Consider the following 22,556-nt stretch of genomic DNA (forward strand, 5'->3'; position numbering starts at 1 on the left):
GGCGTAGGCCTGCATCATGGCGTACTCGATGCCGTTGTGGACCATCTTCGCGAAGTGGCCGGCGCCGACCTTGCCCGCGTGCACCGACCCGAAGTTGCCCACAGGCTTGAGGGCGTCGAAGACCGGCTGGACCTTCTCGACGTGCTCGGCGTCGCCGCCGTACATCAGCGCGTAGCCGTTCTGCAGGCCCCACACGCCGCCGGAGACACCGCAGTCGACGAAGCCGATGCCCTTGGCCGCCAGCTCCTCGGCGTGCTTCTCGTCGTCCGTCCAGCGGGAGTTGCCGCCGTCGACCACCACGTCCCCGGGGGACAGCAGCTCGCCCAGCTCGTCAATGGTGAACTGGGTCGCGGCACCGGCCGGCACCATCACCCACACCACACGCGGCGCCGCCAGCTTGTCCACAAGTTCCTGCAGGCTGTGGACGTCGGCGAGGTCCGGGTTGCGGTCGTAGCCGATGACAGTGTGTCCGGCCTGGCGGATGCGGGTGCGCATGTTCCCGCCCATCTTGCCGAGACCGATGAGACCGAGCTCCATCGTTGATCCTTCGTTCGAAGCCTGCCTGACCTAGGTCGAGCCTACGTCGGCCCCTGAGGGCCGACGTGACCGGACAGGCCTCGCATCAGCCGGACAGCCGGACCGGCATGATGAGGTACTTGTACGCATCGTCCGCCTCGGCGTCGGCCGCCGGACGGCCGCTCAGCAGCGCGGGCTTGGTCGACGTGGTGAACGACAACTGCGCCACGGGGGAGTCGATCGCGCTCAGACCGTCCAGCAGGAACGTCGGGTTGAAGGCGATCGAGATGTCGTCGCCGTCCAGCTTCGCGTCCACCCGCTCCACAGCCTGTGCATCGTCGCTGGACCCGGCCTCCAGGGTCAGCACGCCCTGCTCGAAGCTCAGCCGCACCGGCGTGTTGCGCTCGGCCACCAGGGCGACGCGCTTGACGGCCTCGACGAACGGGGCGGTCTCGATGACGGCGACGGAGTTGAACTCGGTCGGGAAGAGCGTGCGGTACTTCGGCAGGTCGCCCTCGAGCAGCCGGGTCGTCGTACGGCGGCCCGCGCCCTCGAAGCCGATCAGGCCCTCGCCCGCGCCGGAGCCGGCCAGGGCGATGGAGACGGAGTCGCCGTTGGTGAGCGACTTGGCGGTGTCCAGCAGCGTCTTGGCGGGCACCAGGGCGACCGCGGAGATGTCCGGGGTCTCCGGCTTCCACAGGAACTCGCGGACCGCGAAGCGGTAGCGGTCGGTGGCGGCCAGGGTGACGGTGTCGCCCTCGATCTCGATCCGCACACCCGTCAGCACCGGGAGGGTGTCGTCACGGCCGGCGGCGATCGCGACCTGGGCGGCGGCCGCGGCGAAGACCTCGCCGGGGACCGTGCCGGAGGCGGTCGGCATCGCGGGCAGCGCCGGGTACTCCTCCACAGGCAGGGTGTGGAGTGTGAATCGCGAACTGCCGCAGACGACGGTCACGCGCACACCGTCGGTGGAGATCTCCACAGGCCTGTTGGGAAGTGCCCGCGAGATGTCGGCGAGCAGCCGGCCGGAGACCAGGACGGTGCCGTCCTCCTCGATGTCGGCCTCGACGGAGACCCGGGCCGAGACCTCGTAGTCGAAGCCGGACAGGCTCAGCTGGCCCTCCTCGGCCTTCAGCAGCAGCCCCGCAAGGACCGGCACCGGGGGACGGGCCGGGAGACTGCGGGCCGCCCAGGCCACTGCCTCCGCGAGTACATCGCGCTCCACCCGGATCTTCACCGGAACCGCCTCCTGCTGTTGCTGGCTGTCTGTGGCCGACTGTCTCTTGGCCCTGCTGGCCCTCTTGCCGGGGAACAGTCTGACAGCCGCCACCGACATGCGGTGCGCGTTGGGGTCAAGCCGGCGCGGGAGGGGTCGGGCGGTCGACGGCTCGTTTGTGCACAGGCCCCGCTTCGAAGCAGGTCTCCCGGTATCTATCCCTGGTCGTAGTAATAGGGGGTGTGGATACCGTGGATAAGTGGTTCCTGTGCAGGTCAGGCCGCGTTTTTTGTCCACCGCGCCTGTGGGTGGGGCCCGTGGACAAACAGCCCCGTCTGTGGACAGCCCGACGTTGTGCACACCCGATGCACAGGGCGATGCCAGTTCTCCCCAGGCCTGTCCCCAGGAATACCCAGGTTCTCCCCAGCCCAACCCACCACGTTGGTGTGACGCGGTTCACTCCGACCGGTGATGGGCCGTGTCGGGTTGCCGAACAGTGGACAGAACTGTGGAGAAGCCACCCGGATGTGGGGACAACCGCCCCGATCCTGTGGGCGGCCGGTGGACAACTTCGTGGACGTCCCCGGAGGGCGTCGGCGCATCCACAGTCTGTGGATCCGGGTTGCCCACAAATCCACACGCCTCCCAGCAGGCGCGATGAGTCTCCCACAGCCCCGGCTGTGGACGAGTTCTGGACAACTCGGGCGTCCCCAGGCTGTGGACGGGGAAATCCCTGCCGTCGCTGTGGAGAGACGTTCCTGTGCCCGGCCCGCGACCGGCACGTTCGAACAAGGCGAAGCGCCCCGGGAGTTGGACCCGGGGCGCTGAGGAGGTGCGGAGGCCGCAGAAGCCGCAGAAGCCGCTGAAACAGCCCGCGGAGGGCCGGCGGAAGCCCGCGGTCAGCTCTTGATGCGGTTGGTGAGCTCCGTGACCTGGTTGTAGATGGACCGCCGCTCCGCCATGAGGGAACGGATCTTCCGGTCGGCGTGCATCACCGTCGTGTGGTCGCGGCCGCCGAACAGCGCGCCGATCTTCGGCAGCGACAGATCCGTCAGCTCACGGCACAGGTACATGGCGATCTGGCGCGCCGTGACCAGCACCCGGCTGCGGGAGGAGCCGGAGAGGTCCTCCACGTCCAGCCCGAAGTAGGAGGCCGTCTCCGCCATGATCGCCTGGCCGCTGATCTCCGGAACGGAGTCCTCGCCGCCCGGGATCAGGTCCTTGAGGACGATCTCGGTCAGCTGGAGGTCCACCGGCTGCCGGTTGAGGCTCGCGAACGCGGTCACCCGGATCAGCGCGCCCTCCAGCTCGCGGATGTTGCGCGAGATCCGGGAGGCGATGAACTCCAGCACCTCCGGCGGGGCGTTGAGCTGCTCCTGCACGGCCTTCTTGCGCAGGATCGCGATCCGCGTCTCCAGCTCCGGCGGCTGGACGTCGGTGATCAGGCCCCATTCGAAGCGGTTGCGCAGCCGGTCCTCCAGGGTGACCAGCTGCTTGGGCGGCCGGTCCGAGGAGAGCACGATCTGCTTGTTCGCGTTGTGCAGGGTGTTGAAGGTGTGGAAGAACTCCTCCTGCGTCGACTCCTTGCTCGCCAGGAACTGGATGTCGTCGACGAGCAGGATGTCCATGTCGCGGTACCGCTTGCGGAACGCGTCCGCCTTGCCGTCGCGGATGGAGTTGATGAATTCGTTGGTGAACTCCTCCGAGCTCACGTACCGGACCCGGGTGCCCGGGTACAGGCTCCGCGCGTAGTGCCCGATGGCGTGCAGCAGGTGGGTCTTGCCGAGGCCGGACTCGCCGTAGATGAACAGCGGGTTGTACGCCTTGGCCGGCGCCTCGGCGACCGCCACCGCCGCGGCGTGCGCGAAGCGGTTGGAGGATCCGATGACGAAGGTGTCGAAGAGGTACTTGGGGTTCAGCCGGGCGGTCGGCTCGGCAGGGCCGCCGGAGCCGCCCGAACCCGTGCCCATGCCTCCCGGGCCCGCGCCCGGACCGCCGCTGTGGCCGGTGTGAGCGCTGTGGCCGCCGTGGCTGTTGTGGTTGCCGTGCCCTCCGGGGCCGACGGGACCGCCGCCGTTGTGGCCGCCCGGAGTGCGGGGGGCCGGCATCGGGGGCAACGGAGTCGCGGGAGGCTCGCGGCGGGGCGGGACCTGGTGCGCCGGCGGCATCTCGTAGCGCGACGGGGGCGACGGATACGGCTCGCGCTCCTGGAAGTCGGCGAGCCGCTGCTGCTGCCAGTGGTCCTCGGGGTCCCGGGGCGGCCAGCCGCCGGGAGCGCCGACCTGGTGCTCGGGGTAGGCGCGGCGCATCCGCGGGCCCTCCCCGTAGCCGTGCTGCGGCTCGTCATAGGGGGACGGCTCGGGGTCGTACGGTCCCTGCGGCATCTCGTGGGCGGGCGGCGGTGCGGGAGCCGCCTCCTGCTCGCTGCCCGAGGCGACGGCGATGGCGATGCCCACCGGGTGACCGAACTCACGGCTGAGCACTTCGGTGATCAGCGGGAGGAGCCGTCCCTCCAGCACGCTCTTGGCGAACTCGTTGGGAGCCGAGAGCACGGCGGTGCCCGCGACCAGGGCGAGCGGTTGGGTGCGCTGGAGCCAGTCCGCGTCCTTCGGCTTCAGGTCGTCGCCGTCGACAAGGAGTTTCTGCAGGACCCTTGGCCAGACTGAGGCAAGATCGGCAGTTACGTCAGCCACAGGGCACGCTCTCTCGGTCGCTGGTCGGTGCCGATGGGTCCCACGAAGGTGTGGTTCTTGGGACGGACGGGAATGTTTTGGGGTTCCGCCACGGTAGTCAGCAGGGCCTGCCTGGTTCAAGTCGTTGTCCACAGGGTGTGCAAAACCACGTCCGTATGGCGGCGCCGACGGGCCGCCGGACCCGCTGGTTTGACCTGATGCCTCAGCCGCGCGTACCGTAACCAGGTCGAGTTGTCGATGGCTGCTGCCGCCTGCCTACCGATGGGCGAGGATCACCATGGTGATCGTTGAGCGGTGCACACCTGGGATGTTCCGCGAGTTTCTCGTGGGCGCACGGTGACAGCCATGCGACGCCCCGCCAACACACGATTCATCCTGGAGCCCCCGAGTGAGCAAGCGCACCTTCCAGCCGAACAACCGTCGTCGCGCCAAGACCCACGGCTTCCGGCTGCGCATGCGTACGCGTGCCGGCCGCGCCATCCTCGCGACCCGCCGTAGCAAGGGCCGCGCCCGTCTGTCCGCCTGATCGCACCGAAGCGCGAGGTGTGATGTCGTGCTGCCCACCGAGAATCGGCTGAGGCGGCGACAGGACTTCGCGAGCGCGGTACGTCGAGGACGCCGGGCCGGACGACCCCTGCTGGTCGTCCACCTGCGCACCGACAGTGAGACAAAGGACCCGCACGCGGCGGGGGGAAGTGCTCCCCCGGCGCGTGCGGGTTTCGTTGTCAGCAAGGCCGTCGGAGGCGCTGTCACCCGGAACCTGGTCAAGCGTCGGCTTCGTCACCTTGTTCGCGAACGTCTGTCCGTGCTGCCCCCCGGTAGCCTGGTAGTCGTACGAGCGCTGCCCGGTGCGGGTGACGCAGACCATTCACAGCTGGCCCGAGACCTGGATGCCGCCCTCGGGAGGCTCCTGGGGGTGGCGAGATGAAGTACCCGCTGTTGGCGTTGATCAAGATTTATCAGTGGACCATCAGCCCGTTGCTCGGTCCGGTCTGCAAGTACTACCCCTCGTGTTCTCACTACGGGTATACGGCGATCGATCGGCATGGCGCGATCAAGGGCACCGCCTTGACCGCGTGGCGGATCCTGCGTTGCAACCCGTGGTCGCTGGGTGGCGTGGACCATGTCCCGCCCCGTAAGCGACCGCCGTGGCACGCTCGCCTGCGTGAAGCCCTCCGGGGCCGCACGGCAGGCGGGTCCGTTACTCCCGAGCCCGTCGAGACCCCTAATGCCCAAGGAGCCTGACCGTGGGGATCTTGAACCCCCTCTACGACGCAGTTTCGTGGATCATCGTCCAGTTCCACTCGCTGTACAGCCTTGTCTTTGACAAGGACAGCGGATTGGCCTGGGGTCTGTCGATCGTCTCACTGGTGGTCCTGATCCGGATCTGCCTGATCCCGCTCTTCGTGAAGCAGATCAAGGCGACCCGGAACATGCAGGCGCTCCAGCCGAAGATGAAGGCGATCCAGGAGCGCTACAAGAACGACAAACAGCGTCAGTCCGAAGAGATGATGAAGCTGTACAAGGAGACGGGCACCAACCCGCTCTCCTCGTGCCTTCCGATCCTGGCGCAGTCGCCCTTCTTCTTCTCGCTGTACCACGTCCTCAGCAACATCGCGCAGGGCAACCAGGTCGGTGTGCTCAGCGCCGACCAGGTCGCCAGCGCCCAGAAGGCCCACATCTTCGGCGCCCCGCTCGCCGCGAAGTTCACCGACGGCGCCGACAAGCTGGCCGCGCTCGGCGCCTCCGTGACCGACGTGCGCATCGTCACGATCATCATGATCGTCCTGATGTCGGCCTCGCAGTTCTACACGCAGCGCCAGCTGATGACCAAGAACGTCGACATGACGGTGAAGACCCCGTTCATGCAGCAGCAGAAGATGCTGATGTACGTCTTCCCGATCATGTTCGCCGTCTTCGGCATCAACTTCCCGGTCGGTGTCCTCATCTACTGGCTGACCACCAACGTGTGGACCATGGGCCAGCAGATGTTCGTCATCCGCCGCAACCCCACGCCGGGCAGCCTGGCCTACCAGCAGCGCCAGGAGCGCCTGAAGGCCAAGGGCATGCTCAAGGAGGAGCCGGTCGCCGCCAAGGAGGCGCAGGACGCCGCCCCGGTCAAGCGCGCGCAGCCCAAGCGGCAGACCAAGTCCCAGCGCCAGACGGGCGGGCCCGCCCAGCCGGCCACGGGCAGCAGCAAGCCCAAGCAGGGCGGTGGTGGCGCCGCGGGCAGCAAGCCGCCGAGGCCCAGCAGCGGTGCGGACAAGCCGAACCTGTCGAAGAAGAAGTAGTAGAGGAGCCCCGTCGTGACGGACGGCAACACCACCGACGCGCTGACCCGCCTCGAGCAGGAGGGTGAGATCGCGGCCGATTACCTCGAGGGGCTGCTGGACATCGCAGACCTCGACGGTGACATCGACATGGACGTCGAGGGCGACCGCGCGTCGGTCTCCATCGTCGGCGAGTCGTCGAGCCGGGATCTGAACAAGCTGGTCGGTCGGGACGGTGAGGTCCTGGAGGCACTCCAGGAGCTCACCCGCCTTGCGGTGCACCGGGAGACCGGTGACCGGAGCCGGCTGATGCTGGACATCGCCGGCTTCCGGGCGCGCAAGCGCACCGAGCTGACGGACCTGGGTGTCAAGGCCGTCGAGGAGGTCAAGGAGAGCGGTCAGCCGGTGAAGCTCAAGGCGATGACGCCGTTCGAGCGGAAGGTCGTGCACGACGCCGTCGCCGCGGCGGGGCTGCGCAGCGAGTCCGAGGGCGAGGAGCCCGAGCGCCGCGTGGTCGTTCTTCCGGCCTGACCGCCGTCCTTTTCATTTCCCCGCCGTATCTACGTGGCCCCGTCTGCTCGCAGGCGGGGCCGAATCTTGTCAGCCTGATGACGACGGCCCCTCATGGTTCTGAGGACCCCGCACTACGGAAGGACAGTTCTCGTGACGGAAGCAGCGGCGGAGCTTCCCCCGGCGCCGGAAGTGGCGCGGGAGGTCTTCGGGGAGCGTTTCGCGGACGCGGTGCGCTACGCGGAGCTGCTGGCCGACGCGGGGGTGGGGCGCGGGCTCATCGGGCCGCGGGAGGTTCCCCGACTGTGGGAGCGGCATCTGCTGAACTGCGCGGTCCTCTCCGAGGTGATCCCGTACGGCGCCTCGGTCTGCGACGTCGGTTCCGGAGCGGGCCTGCCGGGCATTCCCCTGGCGCTGAGCCGTCCCGACCTCACGATCACGCTTTTGGAACCGCTGCTGCGCCGGACCACCTTCCTGGAGGAGGCCGTCCGGCTGCTCGGTCTGGACAATGTCGGGGTGGTGCGCGGCCGCGCCGAGGAGATGATCGGCAAGCTGCCCCCGGTGGACGTTGTGACCGCTCGCGCTGTGGCGCCGCTGGACCGGCTGGCCGGCTGGGGGATGCCGCTGCTGCGTCCGCACGGCGAGATGGCCGTGCTGAAGGGGGACACCGCCGAGGAGGAGCTGAAGGCCGCGCGGGCCGCCCTCAGCCGGCTCGGTGCCGCCGAGACCTCCGTGGTGCAGGTCGGCGAAGGCGTGGTGGACCCCCAGTCCACGGTCGTCCGTGTGCTGGCGGGGGAGAGCCCCGGCGGCGTCCGTGCCGCGACCCGGCGTGCCAAGGCCGCCCGGGCGAACCGCCGTCGCCAGCGCTGAATGTGACGTTGGCGACATCCCCTGGCTGTGCTCCATACAACCGGTCAAACCAGGACAACCCGGAGTGTCGGATAGGAAACAGATGCGCGGCTGCGCATCGTGTTTCACGTGAAACGGCGCTCTCTGCTTCCAGGAATCCTCGGTCGCGCCCGTGCGGCGGCCGAATCGCTGACCCAACGGGCCTCGGAATCGATCGCTCCGGCGAGCCGACCGGAGGATTCATCCACAGGAGAACGGGCCTCACTGGTTCGCGACCCCGAAAGCATGGCAGGCTCTGTTCATTGCGAGCTTGTAGTCGAGGAGAGTGAATCCTTGCGGTCCGACGCCAACATCGCGGGACCGATGGCCGATCCGGTCCCCGGTCCCCGTACCGAGCTGTTCGGGGAGGATGTTTCACGTGAAACACCGCCCCCGATGGATGACACCCCCATCGGCCGAGCCGCCCAACTGGCCGTCGAGGCTCTGGGGCGGGCCGGTGAAGGACTCCCCCGCCCAGCCGAGACCAGAGTGATCGTCGTCGCCAACCAGAAGGGCGGCGTCGGCAAGACCACCACGACCGTCAATATGGCGGCCTCCTTGGCCCTCCACGGGGCCCGGGTGCTCGTCGTGGACCTCGACCCCCAGGGCAATGCCTCCACGGCGCTGGGGATCGACCACCACGCCGAGGTGCCGTCCATCTACGACGTCCTGGTCGAGAGCAAGCCACTCTCCGATGTCGTGCAGCCGGTGCCGGACGTGGAGGGGCTGTTCTGCGCCCCCGCCACGATCGACCTCGCCGGTGCGGAGATCGAGCTGGTGTCCCTGGTGGCACGAGAGAGCCGGCTGCAGCGGGCCATCGAGTCCTACGAGCAGCCCCTCGACTACATCCTCATCGACTGTCCGCCCTCGCTCGGTCTGCTGACCGTCAACGCCCTGGTGGCCGGCGCCGAGGTGCTCATCCCGATCCAGTGCGAGTACTACGCCCTGGAAGGTCTGGGACAGCTGCTGCGGAACGTGGAGCTGGTGCGCGGCCACCTCAATCCCAAGCTGCACGTCTCCACCATCCTCCTCACCATGTACGACGGCCGGACCCGGCTCGCCTCACAGGTCGCGGAGGAGGTGCGCACCCACTTCGGCAAGGAAGTGCTGAGCACCAGCATCCCGCGCTCGGTCCGTATCTCGGAGGCGCCCAGCTACGGCCAGACCGTGCTGACCTACGACCCGGGATCCAGCGGAGCGCTGTCCTACCTCGAGGCAGCACGGGAGATGGCGATGCGGGGTCTCGGGGGCGGTAGCGAGTTCAACGAACAGAAGAGCAGCACGGAGGGGATCCAGTGAGTGAGCGACGCAGAGGGCTCGGCCGTGGTCTTGGCGCGCTGATTCCTGCCGCACCCAACGGTGCGGACCAGGCAGCCGCGACCGTGGTGGCCACGGCGGCGGCTGCGGCCGCTCCCGCTGTGGCGGTCCTGGCGCCGGAGCGGGGGATCGCGGTGGCGAAGGTTGCCGCTCTGCCTGAGCACAGTGGGACCGTGGAGATCCCTGTTTCACGTGAAACGCAGGAAGGGACCGTCGACCAGGGGCCGGCCCCGGTGGCGGGAGCCTACTTCGCGGAGGTGCCGCTCGACGCGATCACCCCCAACCCCCGGCAGCCGCGTGAGGTCTTCGACGAGGACGCCCTGGCCGAACTCGTCGCCTCCATCAAGGAAGTCGGTCTGCTGCAGCCGGTGGTGGTCCGGCAGACCGGCACCGACCGCTACGAGCTCATCATGGGTGAGCGTCGCTGGCGGGCCAGCCGCGAGGCCGGGCTGGAGCGCATTCCGGCGATCGTCCGCGCCACCGAGGACGAGAAACTCCTCCTCGACGCGCTGCTGGAGAACCTGCACCGGGCGCAGCTGAACCCGCTGGAAGAGGCGGCCGCCTACGACCAGCTGCTGAAGGACTTCGCCTGCACGCACGAGCAGCTGGCCGACCGTATCGGCCGGTCCCGTTCCCAGGTCTCCAACACCCTGCGGCTGCTGAAGCTCTCGGCGCCCGTCCAGCGCCGTGTGGCGGCCGGTGTGCTCTCCGCCGGGCACGCCCGCTCCCTGCTCGCCCTGGAGGACGTGGAGGACCAGGACAAGCTCGCCAGCCGGATCGTGGCCGAGGGGCTGTCGGTGCGCGCGGTCGAGGAGATCGTGCATGTGATGAACTCCGAGACCGCACCCGTCCGGAAGTCCGCGACGCCACGGGCCGGCAGGCGGGTCTCCCCCGCCCTCACCGATCTGGCGCTCCGTCTGTCGGACCGCTTCGACACCCGGGTGAAGGTGGACCTCGGCCAGAAGCGCGGGAAGATCGTCGTTGAGTTCGCCTCGATAGAAGATCTGGAGCGCATCCTCGGTTCGATGGCTCCCGGTGAGAGCAACACCCTCCAGCGGTCGCTCACCGAGGAGACCGACGAAGACGAGGAGTGAGACCGGCCTGACCGCCCGGCTCCCAGAGCCGTCTCACCACAGCACAGCGGGCCACGTTCCCTTCCGGGAATGTGGCCCGCTTTTTGCTGGACCGTTGGTGTTGTCCGGTGTCGGACATGTCCTCCCGCAGCTACCATGCCTACCAGATGGAGCACGACCCCCCGAGGTGGGAGGCCCCATGCGATCGGTGCGGCGCGCTGGTGTGGAGCACGATTGGCAGACGGCCGCCTTCTTGGCCGCGGGACTGGGGCTGGGGGCGGTGGGTGGCTTCGTCGGCAGTTGGGTCCACGACAGAAACGAGGGTCTGACCTCATGGGGCGTCGGCTCGTTCCGCTCACTCTGGACAACCTCCCGGATCTCCCCAACCGCTGCCGCTCGTGCGTCTTCTGGGAACTCGACCCGGTAAGCGGTGAGGCCGCCGTCCAGGCCGGGAAACCGGAGCTGGAGAAGGAGTCCTGGATATCGGCCGCCCTGCTGGAGTGGGGATCGTGCGGCCGGGTCGTCTATGTGGACGAGGTTCCCGCCGGCTTCGTGCTCTACGCGCCGCCCGCATATGTGCCGCGTTCCACGGCCTTCCCCACGAGCCCCGTCTCCGCCGACGCCGTGCAACTGATGACGGCACGGATCATGCCGGGCTTCCAGGGCCAGGGGCTGGGCCGGGTGCTGGTGCAGACCGTCGCCAAGGATTTGGTGCGACGGGGCTTCCGTGCGATCGAGGCGTTCGGCGACGCGCGGTGGGAGGAGCCCGCGTGCGTGCTGCCGGCGGAGCATCTGCTGGCGGTCGGGTTCAAGACGGTCCGCTCCCACCCCCGCTTCCCCCGGCTGAGGCTGGAACTGCGGACGACGATCTCCTGGCGTGAGGACGTGGAGTTGGCGATCGACCGCCTGCTGGGAGCCGTGCAGAAGGAACCCGCACTGCGCCCGCTGTGAGAGAGCGTGAAAAGGCCCGCCCCCGAGAGGGGGCGGGCCTTTTCGCTGTCCGCCGTCAGGACCGGTGCGTCAGCCGATGAAGTCGGAGAGGTCGCGCTCGATGGCGGCCTTCGGCTTGGCGCCGACGATGGTCTTCACGACCTCGCCGCCCTTGTAGACGTTGAGGGTCGGGATCGACATGACGCCGTACTTGGCGGCGGTGACCGGGTTCTCGTCGATGTTCAGCTTGACGATGGTGATCTGCTCGGCGTGCTCGGCCGCGATCGCCTCCAGGGACGGGGCGATCTGGCGGCAGGGACCGCACCACTCGGCCCAGAAGTCGACGAGGACAGGCTTGTCGCTGGCGAGGACCTCCTCGTCGAAGGTCGCATCGGTCACGATCTTGGTGTTGCCGGCCACGGGTGTCTCCTCGGGGTGTTGTGCGGGTACTTCGGTGGGGGGCAGGTCAGACTGCGGCGGTGGTCTGCTCGGGCTCGCGGGTGTGCTCGGCCTCCGCGTCGCTCAGGGCGGCGAGGAAGCGCTCCGCGTCCAGTGCGGCGGAACAGCCCGTGCCGGCCGCCGTGATGGCCTGACGGTAGGTGTGGTCCACGACGTCACCCGCGGCGAAGACACCGGGGATCCGTGTGCGGGTGCTGGGGGATTCGACCTTCAGGTAACCCTCGCCGTCCAGGTCGAGAATGCCCTTGAAGAGGTCGGTGCGGGGGTCGTGGCCGATCGCGATGAACAGGCCGGTGACCGGAAGCTCCGAGGTCTCGCCGGTCTTGGTGTTGCGCAGCGTCAGGCCGGCGAGCTTGCCCTCGCCGTGGATCGTGTCGACCTCGCTGTCCCAGATGAACTTGATCTTGGGGTCGGCGAAGGCACGCTCCTGCATGGCCTTGGAGGCACGCAGGGTGTCACGGCGGTGGACCACCGTCACGGTCTTGGCGAAGCGGGAGAGGAAGGTCGCCTCCTCCAGCGCGGTGTCGCCGCCACCGATCACGGCGATCTCGTTGTCCTTGAAGAAGAAGCCGTCACAGGTGGCACACCAGGAGACACCACGGCCGGACAGAACGTCCTCGTTGGGCAGGCCGAGCTTGCGGTGCTGCGAGCCGGTGGCGATGATCACGGCCTTCGCCCGGTGCACGGTGCCCGCGGAGTCGGTGACGGTCTTGATGTCACCGTCGAGGTTCACCTCGATGATGTCGTCCGGGATCAGCTCGGCACCAAAGCGCTCGGCCTGGGCGCGCATGTTGTCCATCAGGTCCGGGCCCATGATGCCGTCGCGGAAGCCGGGGAAGTTCTCCACCTCGGTCGTCGTCATCAGTGCACCGCCGGCGGTCACCGCTCCCTCGAAGACCAGAGGCTTCAGCGAGGCGCGTGCGGTGTACAGCGCGGCTGTGTAGCCCGCCGGCCCGGAACCGATGATGATCACGTTTCGGACGTCGCTCACGGGTTCATTCCTCGTCTCTGTCTGCCAGCTGCGCCGGTGTCCCGGCGGGACTGTTGTATCCGCCTAACGGATCCTACGGGCCCCGCATTCCCAGCGCTCCGGCCCTAACGAGGGTATGTCTCCTCACGCAGCAGAGTGCCCGTTGCGGACGGCGTGGCGGCCGTGCAGGAGGCATCCACCACGAAGGCGTCGACCAGTGACCGGTCGCCGGGATGGGGGAGGACGACGAGGTAGGAGTCCGATCCCTCATAGGCCCCCCGACGGGAGGCGAGCGGGGTGCCGTCGTCCGGACGGCCGATCGCCCGCAGGACGCATGAGGGCGGCATGCCGTTGACGTCCATGAGCGGGGACTCCGCGGCGGAGTTGTTTTGCGGGCGGTTCGCCGTACCGCCCGACAGGAGCTGCTGCACCTGTGTGCGGAGTGGGTCGGCTGCTTCGGCCCGCTCGTCCGGTTGGCCGGCGACGGCCGCCGAGTCCTTGGTGTCCGCGTTGGCGGACATGTCGGTCTGCCCGGACGAGGACTCCACGAGGGCGGCGGCCAGCCCGCCGAGACCGAGCACCGCCATCGCGGAGACGGTCAGCAGCAGTCCCTTGTGCCAGCGACGGCGCGTGCGTACCGGCGGGCGGCCTGGACCGGTCGTGGCGGCGGCACGGCCCTCGGGTCCCCGTCCGGCGCCGTGCGATGTTTCACGTGAAACATGCGTCGCCGCCACCACGGGTGATGTTTCACGTGAAACATCGGGGGCGGTGGAGTCCAGCAGGACCTCTGCGGCGAGTGCGGCGTCGATCCGCCCGGCGATGTCCGCGGGCATCCGCGGCGGCCCGGGGAGCGTGCCGAGCAGTCCGCGGATCTCCTCCAGGGAGTCGCGTACGTCGGCACACAGGGGACAGCCGTCGAGATGGCCGCGGATGGAGGCGGACCGCTGGGGCGGCAGAATGCCCTCGGTGAAGTCCGAGATCTCGGCGACCTCGGGATGTTCGTTCGTTCCCGCCGGTGACGTCATCGATGTCCACCTCCGCCCTTCGTGATCCCGTGGCCCGGCCCGGTCTCCGTCTCTGGGACGGATGCGTTCTCCGTCCGGTTCCTTCCCCCGCCCCGATCGGGGCTACTCCCGGTCCCTTCGCGCAGATGGGTCAGGAGTGGCAGCAGCCGCGCACGACCCCGGGCGCATCTGCTCTTGACCGTTCCCGGCGGCACGTCCAGGACGGCCGCGGCCTCCGCCACGGGGTAACCCTGCATGTCGACCAGGACGAGGGCGGCGCGCTGTTCGGCCGGCAGTGTCGCCAGGGCCTTCAGCAACTCCCGATGGAGTTCCCCCCGCTCCGCCGGTGCCGCCGCCGACTCGTGCGGTTCGAGGAGTTCCTCGAACTGCTTCTCGTCGATGACCGACGAGGTCCGGCGGGAGGCCGCCTTGCGGGCCCGGTCCAGGCAGGCGTTCACGGTGATGCGGTGCAGCCACGTCGTGACGGCGGACTGACCCCGGAAGGTGTGGGCGGACCGGAAGGCGGAGACCAGCGCGTCCTGCACGGCGTCCGCGGCCTCCTCGCGGTCCCCCAGCGTTCGCAGGGCCACGGCCCACAGCCGGTCGCGGTGCCGGCGGACCAGCTCCGCGAAGGCGTCCGGATCCCCCGCTACATGACGGGCGAGGAGGTCGCTGTCCGCGACCTCCTCGCCCGTGTTCTGCTTCGGCACACTCCCCCCGTTCTTCCGCTAGCCGCTGACCTTGATCTCGGAGATCCGGCCGCGGTAGTTGCCCTCATCGGTGTGGGGGAGCTGGGTCAGCCAGACCAGCAGGTAGCGGGTCTTGACCGCCTGGCCCGGCTGGAAGGTGACCTTGCCGCCGGAAGCCTCGGCCACCTTGGTGAAGTCGTTGAGAGCGGTCGGCATGGAGTCGGCGCTCGCGTCCGCGGCCATCAGCTCGGCGGTGGTGTCGTCCCCTATGAAGTCGACCTTCACCTTGCCGACCTGCTGGGCACTGCCCAGGTCGACGATGACGCCGACACCGGACTTCAGACCGCCGAGGTTGGCCTGGGTGTACCAACTGGTCTCCCAGAAGGTGGACCCCTTGCCGTCGTACACGTTGCCCACGTCCCGGGGGTTCTCCGAGCCGTCGGTGCCCAGCGGGTCGAAGTCCTTGGCCCCGGTGATGGCGACGGGCTTGCCGGACGTCAGCTGTGCGGTGCCGCTGGGGTTGTCACTGCCACCCGTGGTGTGGGAGGTGGTCGTGCCGCCGTCCTTGGACCGGTTCTCGCGGTCCATGAGCGTCTCGGCGACCTGCCAGCTGCCGAGACCGAGGGCGGCGATCAGAAGGGCCGACACGGACCACTTGAGGGCCTTGCCGGTGCGACCGGTGAGGGTCGGGGGCGGGGTGGCCGGGAGGACCGTGGTGACGTGGGTCGAGGGGTGGGAGGCGGGCTGGCGGTAGGCGCCCTGCTGGTAGGTCGTCCGCGAGTACGAGGCCGTGGACGGCTCCGGGGGGCGGATCTTGGGGGTCGCGGCGACCGCCTTCGACAGCTCCTCCGGGGTGGCGCACGGGCCCGGTTCGCGGGACGCCGTGGCGCCGTCGTTGACCAGTGCCCGCATGGCGAGCTCGGACAGTCCGCGGTGGATCCCCGCCCGCACCTTGTCCGGGGCGACGAGACCGACGTCCTTGGGCAGGCCGCTGAGCCCGTACGCGTCCTCGGGGTACGGCCAGCGCTGGGTGAGGCACGCGTACAGCAGGGCGCCGATCGCCTCGGTGTCCTCGCGCTGCGGGCGCTCGGAGGTGATGCCGCGCAGCGCGGCCGCGACGGCCAGACCGCGGATGCGGTACTGGCCGGCCTCGGTGCGGAGCACGGCGTCCGGGTTGAGCCGGAGGTGGGCCAGGCCCTCGCGGTGGGCGGCGGCCATGGCCTGGGTGACCTGGCTGACCATCTGGTAGGCCTCGTGGGGCTCCAGCGGGTCGACGGCGATGAGCTCGCTCAGCTCACGCGCGTCGGGCAGCCACTCGTGGATGACGTAGACCAGGTCGTTCTCCTCGACGGCGTCGAGGACCTGGACGAAACGGGGGTCGCCGAGGAGTGCCGCCGAGCGGGCCGCGGCCAGCACCAGGCGGGCGCGGCCGTGGTCGGCGGGCAGGATGTGGATGCCCACGGCGCGGCGGAGTTTCTCGTCGAAGGCCTTCCAGCTGCTGAAGCCGTCGACACGGGTGAGGCAGTCCTCCAGGCGGTACCGCCTGGCGAGCTTGTGGCCGCTGTGGAGCTCCGGCGGCGCGTTCCTGGTCGGTGCTGTCTCCTCGGGGAGGGTCTTTTGCGGTGCGTCCTGCTCTTCGCTCAGGTCGGTCGCCTCGTCGGCCGTGGCACTGTCCGCGTGAGCGGTGAGCGGCTTGTCGCCGCTCTCGTTGGCCACTCCGACGGCAGCCGTGCTCCGTTCCGCCACCGTCGTTCCTGCCTCCCCATCCGTTGCAAGATCTGACAACACAGCCAAGGACAATTGTGCCAACAGTCCACCGCTATGCACGACACGCAAGAGCGGGCGATGGTTGCCCCGCGGCCTGAAATCAGCGGCCCAGCCGGCCACGGACCATGCCGACCATGGCTGTCATCTCCTCGATCCGCATGCGCTTGGCGGCGACGAAGAAGATTCCGCCCAGCACCAGGCCGCCGAGGACCAGTGACAGCAGTGAGGCGGCGGCACCGTGGCCCAGCGACTGCGACACAAAGTAGACGACGGCCCCCGCGGCGACCGCGGCGGGGATGCTCGCGCCGAACAGCCGGGCGTAGGTGCGCACCACGCGCTTGCCGTCGATGTCCCCGCCGAGGCGGTGGCGCAGCCGCTTCACCGCGACGCCCACGCCGATCGTGTAGGCCAGGCCGTAGCCGGCGGCCATGCCGACGACCGCCCAGCGGGCGGGCAGCAGGTAGAAGCACAGCGCCGCGGCCACCGCGTTGCAGGCCGCCACGATCACCGTGTTGTAGAAGGGGGTGCGGGTGTCCTCGTAGGCGTAGAAGCCGCGCAGGACGATGTACTGCACCGAGAAGGGGATCAGTCCGAGGCCGAAGGCCATCAGGATGAAGCCGATGTTCAGCGCGCCGCTGCCGGAGCCGCTGTACAGCAGGGTGGTCATCGGGACGCCGAGGGCCAGGAACGCGAAGGCGCACGGCACGATGGCCACGCCCGAGGTCCGCAGGCCGTAGGAGAGGTCGTCGCGCACCGCCGCGGCGTCGCCGTCAGCAGCGGCGCGGGAGATGCGCGGCAGCACGGCGGTCATGACGGAGACGGTGATGATCGCCTGGGGCATCTGCCAGAGCAGCAGCGCGTAGTTGAAGCCGGTGATGCCGGTGCCCTCCTGGCCCGCCTTCTCCGCCGCCGCGCCGGCCGCCGTCGCGAACTGGGTCAGCACGATCATGCCGATCTGGTTCGCGAGGACGAAGAAGAAGGTCCACTTGGCCAGCCGGGCCGCGTGGCCCAGGCCGTGGCCGCGCCAGTCGAAGCGGGGGCGGATACGGAAGCCGGCGTCGCGCAGGTAGGGGAGCATCGACAGCGCCTGCACGGCCAGGCCGAGCAGCGTGCCGATGCCGAGCAGCCGGACGCCGTCGGGGGTGATGGTCGCCGAGCTGACCCCGGTCGTGGTGAAGGAGCCGAAGGCCCAGATGAAGGCGCCGAAGGTGGCGATGGTGACGATGTTGTTGAGGACCGGGGTCCACATCATCGCGCCGAACCGGCCGCGGGCGTTGAGGATCTGGCCGAGCACGACGTGCACACCCATGAAGAACATCGTGGGGATGCAGTAGCGGGCGAAGGTGACCGCGACCTCGAACCGGACCGGGTCGGAGGCGATGTCGTGGGACATCGCCTGGATGAAGACGGGGGCCGCGACCACGCAGATCACGGTGACGACCGCCAGGCCGGTGACGACGAGGGTGAGCAGGCGGTTGGCGTAGGCCTCGCCGCCGTCCTCGTCGTTCTTCATGGCGCGGACCAGCTGCGGGATGAAGACCGCGTTGAGCGCGCCGCCGCCGACCAGGATGTAGATCATCGTGGGCAGCGTGTTGGCGACCTGGTAGCCGTCGTTCAGGGTGCCGACGCCGATCGCGGCGGCCATGACCAGGGTCCGCAGGAAGCCGGTGAGCCGGGAGACCAGGGTGCCGGCCGCCATGACGGCGCTGGACTTCAGCAGGCTGCTCCCGCGGCTGCCCGCGGCGGCCTGGACGGGCTCCACCACGGGCTCCGGCTCGGGAGCGGGCGGCTCCGGGTCGTCCCGGAAGAGGTGCGCGTAGGCGTCCGGCTGGGGTGCCTGGGCGCCCTGGTCGTCGGGGGCGTACGAGACGAGCTCGTCGACGCCCACGTAGCGGGTGGCCGCGTCGTCGGCGTAGGGCATCCGGTACGGCTGGTGGCCGTAGGGCTGCTGGCCGTAGCCCGGGGCCGGGTGCGCGGTGCGGTCGTACAGCGCATCGTCCACCGGGTCCTGCGCGGTGGGGTCCTGGCGCTGGTACGGATCGCGGGCATACGTGTCCTGCAGATACGGGTCGGGCACGGCGGGGGGCTGCCCGGGCTGGGCGGGGAACCGCTCCCCCGCTTCCCGTTCGCGTTCACCGTCGTACGGCGCGTTCATCACTGCCCCACCTCATCGGCCCCTGACTCGCTGACTATCGGTCCACCTTCTCACCCGTCCCGGACGGGTCCTTACTTTGCGCGGCGGTGTCCGCCGCCGGGTCACCCGGCTGCCCGGGCGCGGCTCCGTCCTGGGCACCTGCGGTGCCCTCGGCGGTGCCGTCGGCGGTGTTCTCCTCCGCGTCTTCCCCGTCCTCGGCCGCTTTCGCGTCCTCGTCGTCACCCTCGTCGTCTCCGTCGTCCCCGGCGGCGGCACGGCGCTTGCGCTGGTGGTACATCCGCACGCCGGCGAGGACGAGCATCAGCAGACCGACGGCGATCACCACCATGACGGTGGAGGTGATCGACGTGACGTCCACCGTGAAGGTGATCGGCTTGCCGTAGGCGACGTGGTCCTTGGTGTAGAGCTGCGCGGTGATGGTGTTGAGACCGTTGCGCGCCGCCGTCGCCGCGAACTTCAGGGAGCGGGTGTGTCCGCCCTCCACCGTGACCGGCTGGGGGGCGCCCGGATCCATGCTGTTGCCCTGGCTGGAGCTGAGCTCCAGCGTCAGCCCCTCGATGGTCTGGCCGAGCTCGTTCTTCACCGTCACCGGGATGGTGCCACTGCGGCCGGAGAGGGTGAGGGTACCGGTCTTGGGCAGGATCTGGACGAGCCCCATGAGATCGGAGAGGTATGTCCCGATCGCCGACCGGAAGGAGGCGGCGCCCCCGGGGTTGCCGCGCCACTCGGTGGACATCGACCGCAGCAGCGCCGTCGTGAACGGCGTCGTCACCCGGTCCTTGCGGCTGAGGATGACCAGGAAGCCGTTGAGCCTGGCCTGGGTGGCCTGGATCTGCCGGAACGCCTCCGTGCTCAGCTCGCGCTTGCGCAGGCTCGACGGGTAGGCCTTGCCGCTGGGCACCTTGCGGTTGGCCCGGGGGTCCGGAGTGGCCTTGGCGGCGTCGGAGAAGTCCATCGTCTCGGCCCAGGCGCTTGATTCGACGGAGGCGATGGCCTGGGCCATCGCCTGGGCCTGCGAGGCGCTGGGCATGCGCTGCGGCGCGACGACGATGCTGCGCTGCCGGTCGGGCGCCTGCATGGTGACCATCAGCGACTGGGAGAGGAACTTCTGGATCGCCAGCGTGGCGTTCTCGGCGCGCATCATGTCGCCCTCGAAGCCCTCGGAGAGCCCCGCGTCCGCCACGACGGCGGTGGTGCCGCCCCCGATGGGGCGGGCGGAGGTCGGCGTGTAGCCGGGCTGGCCGGGCTCGCCGAGGCTGTCGCTGCGGGCGATGACCTTGTCCGCGCCCGCGGAGGTGGCGACGTCGACGATGGAGGGGTCGACGGCACCCTGCACCGGCCAGGCCACGTCCGTGGCGGGCGTGATGTGCAGGACGGTCTCGAACGTCGTGGTCGCCAGCTCGGTGGCGGTGTTGAGGTGGGCCAGGGTCCCGGCGACGTTCTTGCCGTGGTGCGCGATCGAGGCGATGTCCGGGTCGGAGAACGGCAGGGCGATCACCTCGTCGCCCGTCAGTGCGGTCTTGAGGTCGGTCAGCCAGCGCTTGGCGTCGTCGGTCCCGGTGCCGGAGGTGGTGTGATCGAGATCACCGCCCGGACCCGCCACCTGGTAGCGCCGCGTCATCGCGTCGACGGTGGCGATCAGGTCCGGGTCGACCACCCAGGTGACCGGGAGGTTCCGGCCGAGCGTCACCAGCTGCTGGAGGCGCCCGCCGGGGGCCAGGTCCTGGGCGAGGTGGTCGTCGAGGAAGATCGGGCTCTGCTGGTCGTCGCCCTCGCTGCGCACGGCCAGGTGGGGGCGGTCGATCAGCGGCCACAGAAAGGTGTACCGGGTGCTCTTCGCGCTCGCGGTGGTGTACCAGGGAAGGAACGTCCGCTCGACGCCCAGGATCTGCCGGTAGCCGGTGGCCCGGGTCTGCCCGGCCAGGGAGATGCCGAGCTGGTAGACGCCGTCGGCGTCCAGGTGCAGGTCCTTGACGGGGATCTTGAGGGTGAATGAGCGGCTCATGCCGGCCGACAGGTCCTCGAGGCCGGCCGTGTGGCCGGCGATCTCGTAGCCGTCGACGCCGGGACTGTAGGTGCCGCGCCCGGCGGCGGTGCCGATGGCGCTGCGGGTGGTCAGGGGGCCGCCAGGGGCGACCTCGACGCCCATCTCGGCGTCGGTGACGGTCTGCTTGCCCTTGTTGGTGACCGTGCCCGTCACGGTGAGCGTGTCGCCCTTGGTGGGGACGGCGGGGGACAGCGAGTCCACCGACACGTCCACGCCGTGGCTCGAGGAGTCCGCGTGGGCCGCGGGAGCCGTCTGGGCCTGGAGCAGCCCGGCGAACATCGTGGCGCCGGCGAGCAGCGCCGCCGCTCGACGCAGCCTCGTACGGGCCGGAGCTGTCCCAGGGTGCTGTGCCGCCTCGCCCACGCGCTGGCCGTCCCTCGTCGTCATCGGATGTGCGTCCTGGAATGGTAACGATGCTCGATGAGTCGGAGTGCTGCGGCCGGGCCACAAGATCGGCACAATGAGGGCCGCGGAAGCTCCGTGGCGATCATGGGACGACACTAAACCGGTCCGCCGTAGGGCGCACGGGCACGTACCCTGTTCTGTTGTGCCGAATGCCAACAACGCCCCCCAGACCCTGAAGCCGGCGCCCGTCATCGCGCCGGTGGCCGAGGACCTCGGCCGCCGCTTCCAGGACGCCGGATTCCGTCTTGCCCTCGTCGGCGGTTCGGTCCGCGACACCCTGCTCGGCAGGCTCGGCAACGATCTGGACTTCACCACGGACGCCCGGCCCGACCATGTGCTCAGGATCATCCGCGGCTGGGCCGAGGCGGTCTGGGAGGTCGGCATCGCCTTCGGCACGGTCGGCTGCCGCAAGGACGGCTTCCAGATCGAGATCACGACCTACCGCTCCGAGGCGTACGACCGCACGTCCCGGAAACCCGAGGTCTCCTACGGCGACACCATTGAGGAAGATCTTGTACGCCGGGACTTCACCGTCAACGCGATGGCGGTCGCGCTGCCCGACCCCGAGTTCGTGGACCCCCACGACGGACTGAGTGATCTGGCCCAGCGGGTGCTGCGGACGCCGGGTACCCCGGAGGAGTCCTTCTCCGACGACCCGCTGCGGATGCTGCGGGCGGCGCGCTTCGCGGCCCAGCTGGACTTCGAGGTGGCGCCCGAGGTGGTCACCGCGATGACGGAGATGGCCGATCGGATCGAGATCGTCTCCGCGGAGCGGATCCGCGACGAGCTGAACAAGCTGGTCCTCTCCGACCACCCGCGCAAGGGCCTGCGTCTGCTGGTCGAGACCGGCCTGGCCGCCCGGGTGCTGCCGGAGCTGCCGGCGCTGATGCTGGAGCGCGACGAGCACCACCGGCACAAGGACGTCTACGAGCACACGCTGACGGTGCTCGACCAGGCGATGGCTCTGGAGACCGAGGGGCCGGACCTCGTGCTGCGCCTGGCGGCCCTGCTGCACGACATCGGCAAGCCGCGCACCCGGCGCTTCGAGTCCGACGGACGGGTCTCCTTCCACCACCACGAGATGGTGGGCGCGAAGATGACCAAGACCCGGCTGGCGAAGCTCAAGTACCCGAACGAGACGATCAAGGACGTCGCCCGGCTGGTGGAGCTGCACCTGCGCTTCCACGGCTACGGCACGGGCGAGTGGACCGACTCCGCGGTGCGTCGTTACGTGCGCGACGCGGGTTCGCAGCTGGAGCGGCTGCACAAGCTGACCCGCTCGGACTGCACCACGCGCAACAAGCGCAAGGCCGCCGCCCTGGCGCGTACGTACGACGGGCTAGAGGAGCGCATCGAGCGGCTGCGGGAGCAGGAGGAGCTGGACGCGATCCGGCCCGACCTCGACGGCAACCAGATCATGGGGGTCCTGGGGATCTCCCCGGGTCCGGAGGTCGGCAAGGCCTATGCGCATCTGCTGGAGCTGCGGATGGAGCACGGCCCGCTCGGTGAGGAGGCCGCGGTGACGGCGCTCAAGGAGTGGTGGGCCGCTCAGGGCGGCTGAGTCCCACGGGTCGGGAGTCCTCTCGAGCCGCGCGGACGCCGGAGGGGGGTCATGTTTCACGTGAAACATGACCCCCCTCCGGCATG

At 69.5% G+C, this 22,556-nt stretch carries 19 protein-coding genes and 1 pseudogene; 10 read left to right on the forward strand and 10 right to left on the reverse strand.

Features of this window, described 5'->3' with window-relative positions; translation table 11 throughout:
• From ACIP9H_RS16700 to dnaA, 3 genes and pseudogenes are all read right to left on the reverse strand, one after another.
• Positions 1 to 543 (reverse strand): annotated as a pseudogene (locus ACIP9H_RS16700) (NAD(P)-binding domain-containing protein); the annotation flags it as partial.
• A 79-nt stretch (positions 544 to 622) separates the two neighbouring features.
• Entirely contained in the window at positions 623 to 1,753 is a 1,131-nt protein-coding gene (dnaN, locus tag ACIP9H_RS16705) for a DNA polymerase III subunit beta (protein ID WP_401959591.1), read from the reverse strand.
• Between the two features lie 878 nt (positions 1,754 to 2,631).
• Complete coding sequence (dnaA, locus tag ACIP9H_RS16710; protein ID WP_401959593.1) at positions 2,632 to 4,425, reverse strand: chromosomal replication initiator protein DnaA; 1,794 nt, start codon at positions 4,423 to 4,425, stop codon at positions 2,632 to 2,634.
• Between the two features lie 388 nt (positions 4,426 to 4,813).
• Between dnaA and rpmH the strand changes: the two genes are divergently transcribed.
• The 9 genes from rpmH (at position 4,814) to ACIP9H_RS16755 (ending at position 11,434) form a co-directional block, all read left to right on the forward strand.
• On the forward strand, positions 4,814 to 4,951 hold the full coding sequence (gene rpmH, locus ACIP9H_RS16715) for a 50S ribosomal protein L34 (protein ID WP_003975051.1): 138 nt from the start codon (positions 4,814 to 4,816) through the stop codon (positions 4,949 to 4,951).
• A gap of 27 nt (positions 4,952 to 4,978) precedes the next feature.
• Positions 4,979 to 5,353 carry a ribonuclease P protein component gene (gene rnpA / locus ACIP9H_RS16720; protein ID WP_360904518.1) on the forward strand — a complete coding sequence of 125 codons (375 nt, stop codon included), beginning with the start codon at positions 4,979 to 4,981 and terminating at the stop codon, positions 5,351 to 5,353.
• On the forward strand, positions 5,350 to 5,670 hold the full coding sequence (yidD, locus tag ACIP9H_RS16725; RefSeq protein ID WP_401595210.1) for a membrane protein insertion efficiency factor YidD: 321 nt from the start codon (positions 5,350 to 5,352) through the stop codon (positions 5,668 to 5,670). The genes rnpA and yidD overlap by 4 nt, the downstream gene beginning before the upstream one ends.
• Positions 5,671 to 5,672: 2 nt before the next feature.
• On the forward strand, positions 5,673 to 6,716 hold the full coding sequence (gene yidC, locus ACIP9H_RS16730) for a membrane protein insertase YidC (protein WP_401595213.1): 1,044 nt from the start codon (positions 5,673 to 5,675) through the stop codon (positions 6,714 to 6,716).
• Between the two features lie 15 nt (positions 6,717 to 6,731).
• On the forward strand, positions 6,732 to 7,226 hold the full coding sequence (locus ACIP9H_RS16735) for a R3H domain-containing nucleic acid-binding protein (protein ID WP_360904509.1): 495 nt from the start codon (positions 6,732 to 6,734) through the stop codon (positions 7,224 to 7,226).
• A 132-nt stretch (positions 7,227 to 7,358) separates the two neighbouring features.
• Positions 7,359 to 8,075 (forward strand): 16S rRNA (guanine(527)-N(7))-methyltransferase RsmG, encoded by a 717-nt coding sequence (rsmG, locus tag ACIP9H_RS16740; RefSeq protein ID WP_401595216.1) that lies wholly within the window; start codon positions 7,359 to 7,361, stop codon positions 8,073 to 8,075.
• A 264-nt stretch (positions 8,076 to 8,339) separates the two neighbouring features.
• Entirely contained in the window at positions 8,340 to 9,392 is a 1,053-nt protein-coding gene (locus tag ACIP9H_RS16745; RefSeq protein WP_401595218.1) for a ParA family protein, read from the forward strand.
• Entirely contained in the window at positions 9,389 to 10,504 is a 1,116-nt protein-coding gene (locus tag ACIP9H_RS16750; RefSeq protein ID WP_401595221.1) for a ParB/RepB/Spo0J family partition protein, read from the forward strand. Before ACIP9H_RS16745 ends, ACIP9H_RS16750 begins: the two co-directional genes overlap by 4 nt.
• Before the next feature lie 312 nt (positions 10,505 to 10,816).
• Positions 10,817 to 11,434, forward strand: coding sequence for a GNAT family N-acetyltransferase (locus ACIP9H_RS16755; protein ID WP_401595224.1), 618 nt, complete (start codon positions 10,817 to 10,819; stop codon positions 11,432 to 11,434).
• Positions 11,435 to 11,503: 69 nt separating this feature from the next.
• Here the strand turns inward: ACIP9H_RS16755 and trxA are convergent, their stop codons facing one another.
• From trxA to ACIP9H_RS16790, 7 genes are all read right to left on the reverse strand, one after another.
• On the reverse strand, positions 11,504 to 11,833 hold the full coding sequence (gene trxA / locus ACIP9H_RS16760) for a thioredoxin (RefSeq protein WP_319663357.1): 330 nt from the start codon (positions 11,831 to 11,833) through the stop codon (positions 11,504 to 11,506).
• Positions 11,834 to 11,879: 46 nt separating this feature from the next.
• Positions 11,880 to 12,863 (reverse strand): thioredoxin-disulfide reductase, encoded by a 984-nt coding sequence (gene trxB, locus ACIP9H_RS16765; RefSeq protein ID WP_401595226.1) that lies wholly within the window; start codon positions 12,861 to 12,863, stop codon positions 11,880 to 11,882.
• A gap of 104 nt (positions 12,864 to 12,967) precedes the next feature.
• Entirely contained in the window at positions 12,968 to 13,867 is a 900-nt protein-coding gene (locus tag ACIP9H_RS16770; RefSeq protein ID WP_401595229.1) for an anti-sigma factor family protein, read from the reverse strand.
• Positions 13,864 to 14,556: an RNA polymerase sigma factor SigM gene (gene sigM, locus ACIP9H_RS16775; protein ID WP_401595232.1), complete on the reverse strand. Its 693-nt coding sequence runs from the start codon at positions 14,554 to 14,556 to the stop codon at positions 13,864 to 13,866. The genes ACIP9H_RS16770 and sigM overlap by 4 nt, the downstream gene beginning before the upstream one ends.
• An 18-nt stretch (positions 14,557 to 14,574) precedes the next feature.
• Positions 14,575 to 16,281 (reverse strand): serine/threonine protein kinase, encoded by a 1,707-nt coding sequence (locus tag ACIP9H_RS16780; protein WP_401595235.1) that lies wholly within the window; start codon positions 16,279 to 16,281, stop codon positions 14,575 to 14,577.
• A 121-nt stretch (positions 16,282 to 16,402) separates the two neighbouring features.
• Positions 16,403 to 18,457 carry a murein biosynthesis integral membrane protein MurJ gene (murJ, locus tag ACIP9H_RS16785; protein ID WP_401595237.1) on the reverse strand — a complete coding sequence of 685 codons (2,055 nt, stop codon included), beginning with the start codon at positions 18,455 to 18,457 and terminating at the stop codon, positions 16,403 to 16,405.
• A gap of 34 nt (positions 18,458 to 18,491) precedes the next feature.
• The gene (locus ACIP9H_RS16790; RefSeq protein ID WP_401595240.1) at positions 18,492 to 20,891 is read right to left on the reverse strand and encodes a DUF6049 family protein; all 2,400 of its coding nucleotides are present in this window, start codon (positions 20,889 to 20,891) and stop codon (positions 18,492 to 18,494) included.
• Between the two features lie 160 nt (positions 20,892 to 21,051).
• Here ACIP9H_RS16790 and ACIP9H_RS16795 point away from each other — a divergent pair, with 160 nt between their 5' ends.
• Positions 21,052 to 22,470, forward strand: coding sequence for a CCA tRNA nucleotidyltransferase (locus tag ACIP9H_RS16795; RefSeq protein ID WP_401595243.1), 1,419 nt, complete (start codon positions 21,052 to 21,054; stop codon positions 22,468 to 22,470).
• Positions 22,471 to 22,556: the final 86 nt, after the last annotated feature.

The organism is Streptomyces sp. NPDC088732, assembly GCF_044751205.1.
Taxonomy (GTDB): domain Bacteria; phylum Actinomycetota; class Actinomycetes; order Streptomycetales; family Streptomycetaceae; genus Actinacidiphila.

Coding starts and splice junctions, on each gene's coding strand:
- ACIP9H_RS16770 (WP_401595229.1), bottom strand. CDS start 13,867: ATGACGTCACCGGCGGGAACGAACGAACATCCCGAGGTCGCCGAGATC.
- ACIP9H_RS16755 (WP_401595224.1), top strand. CDS start 10,817: ATGGGGCGTCGGCTCGTTCCGCTCACTCTGGACAACCTCCCGGATCTC.
- ACIP9H_RS16745 (WP_401595218.1), top strand. CDS start 8,340: ATGGCAGGCTCTGTTCATTGCGAGCTTGTAGTCGAGGAGAGTGAATCC.
- ACIP9H_RS16790 (WP_401595240.1), bottom strand. CDS start 20,891: ATGACGACGAGGGACGGCCAGCGCGTGGGCGAGGCGGCACAGCACCCT.
- yidD (WP_401595210.1), top strand. CDS start 5,350: ATGAAGTACCCGCTGTTGGCGTTGATCAAGATTTATCAGTGGACCATC.
- murJ (WP_401595237.1), bottom strand. CDS start 18,457: ATGAACGCGCCGTACGACGGTGAACGCGAACGGGAAGCGGGGGAGCGG.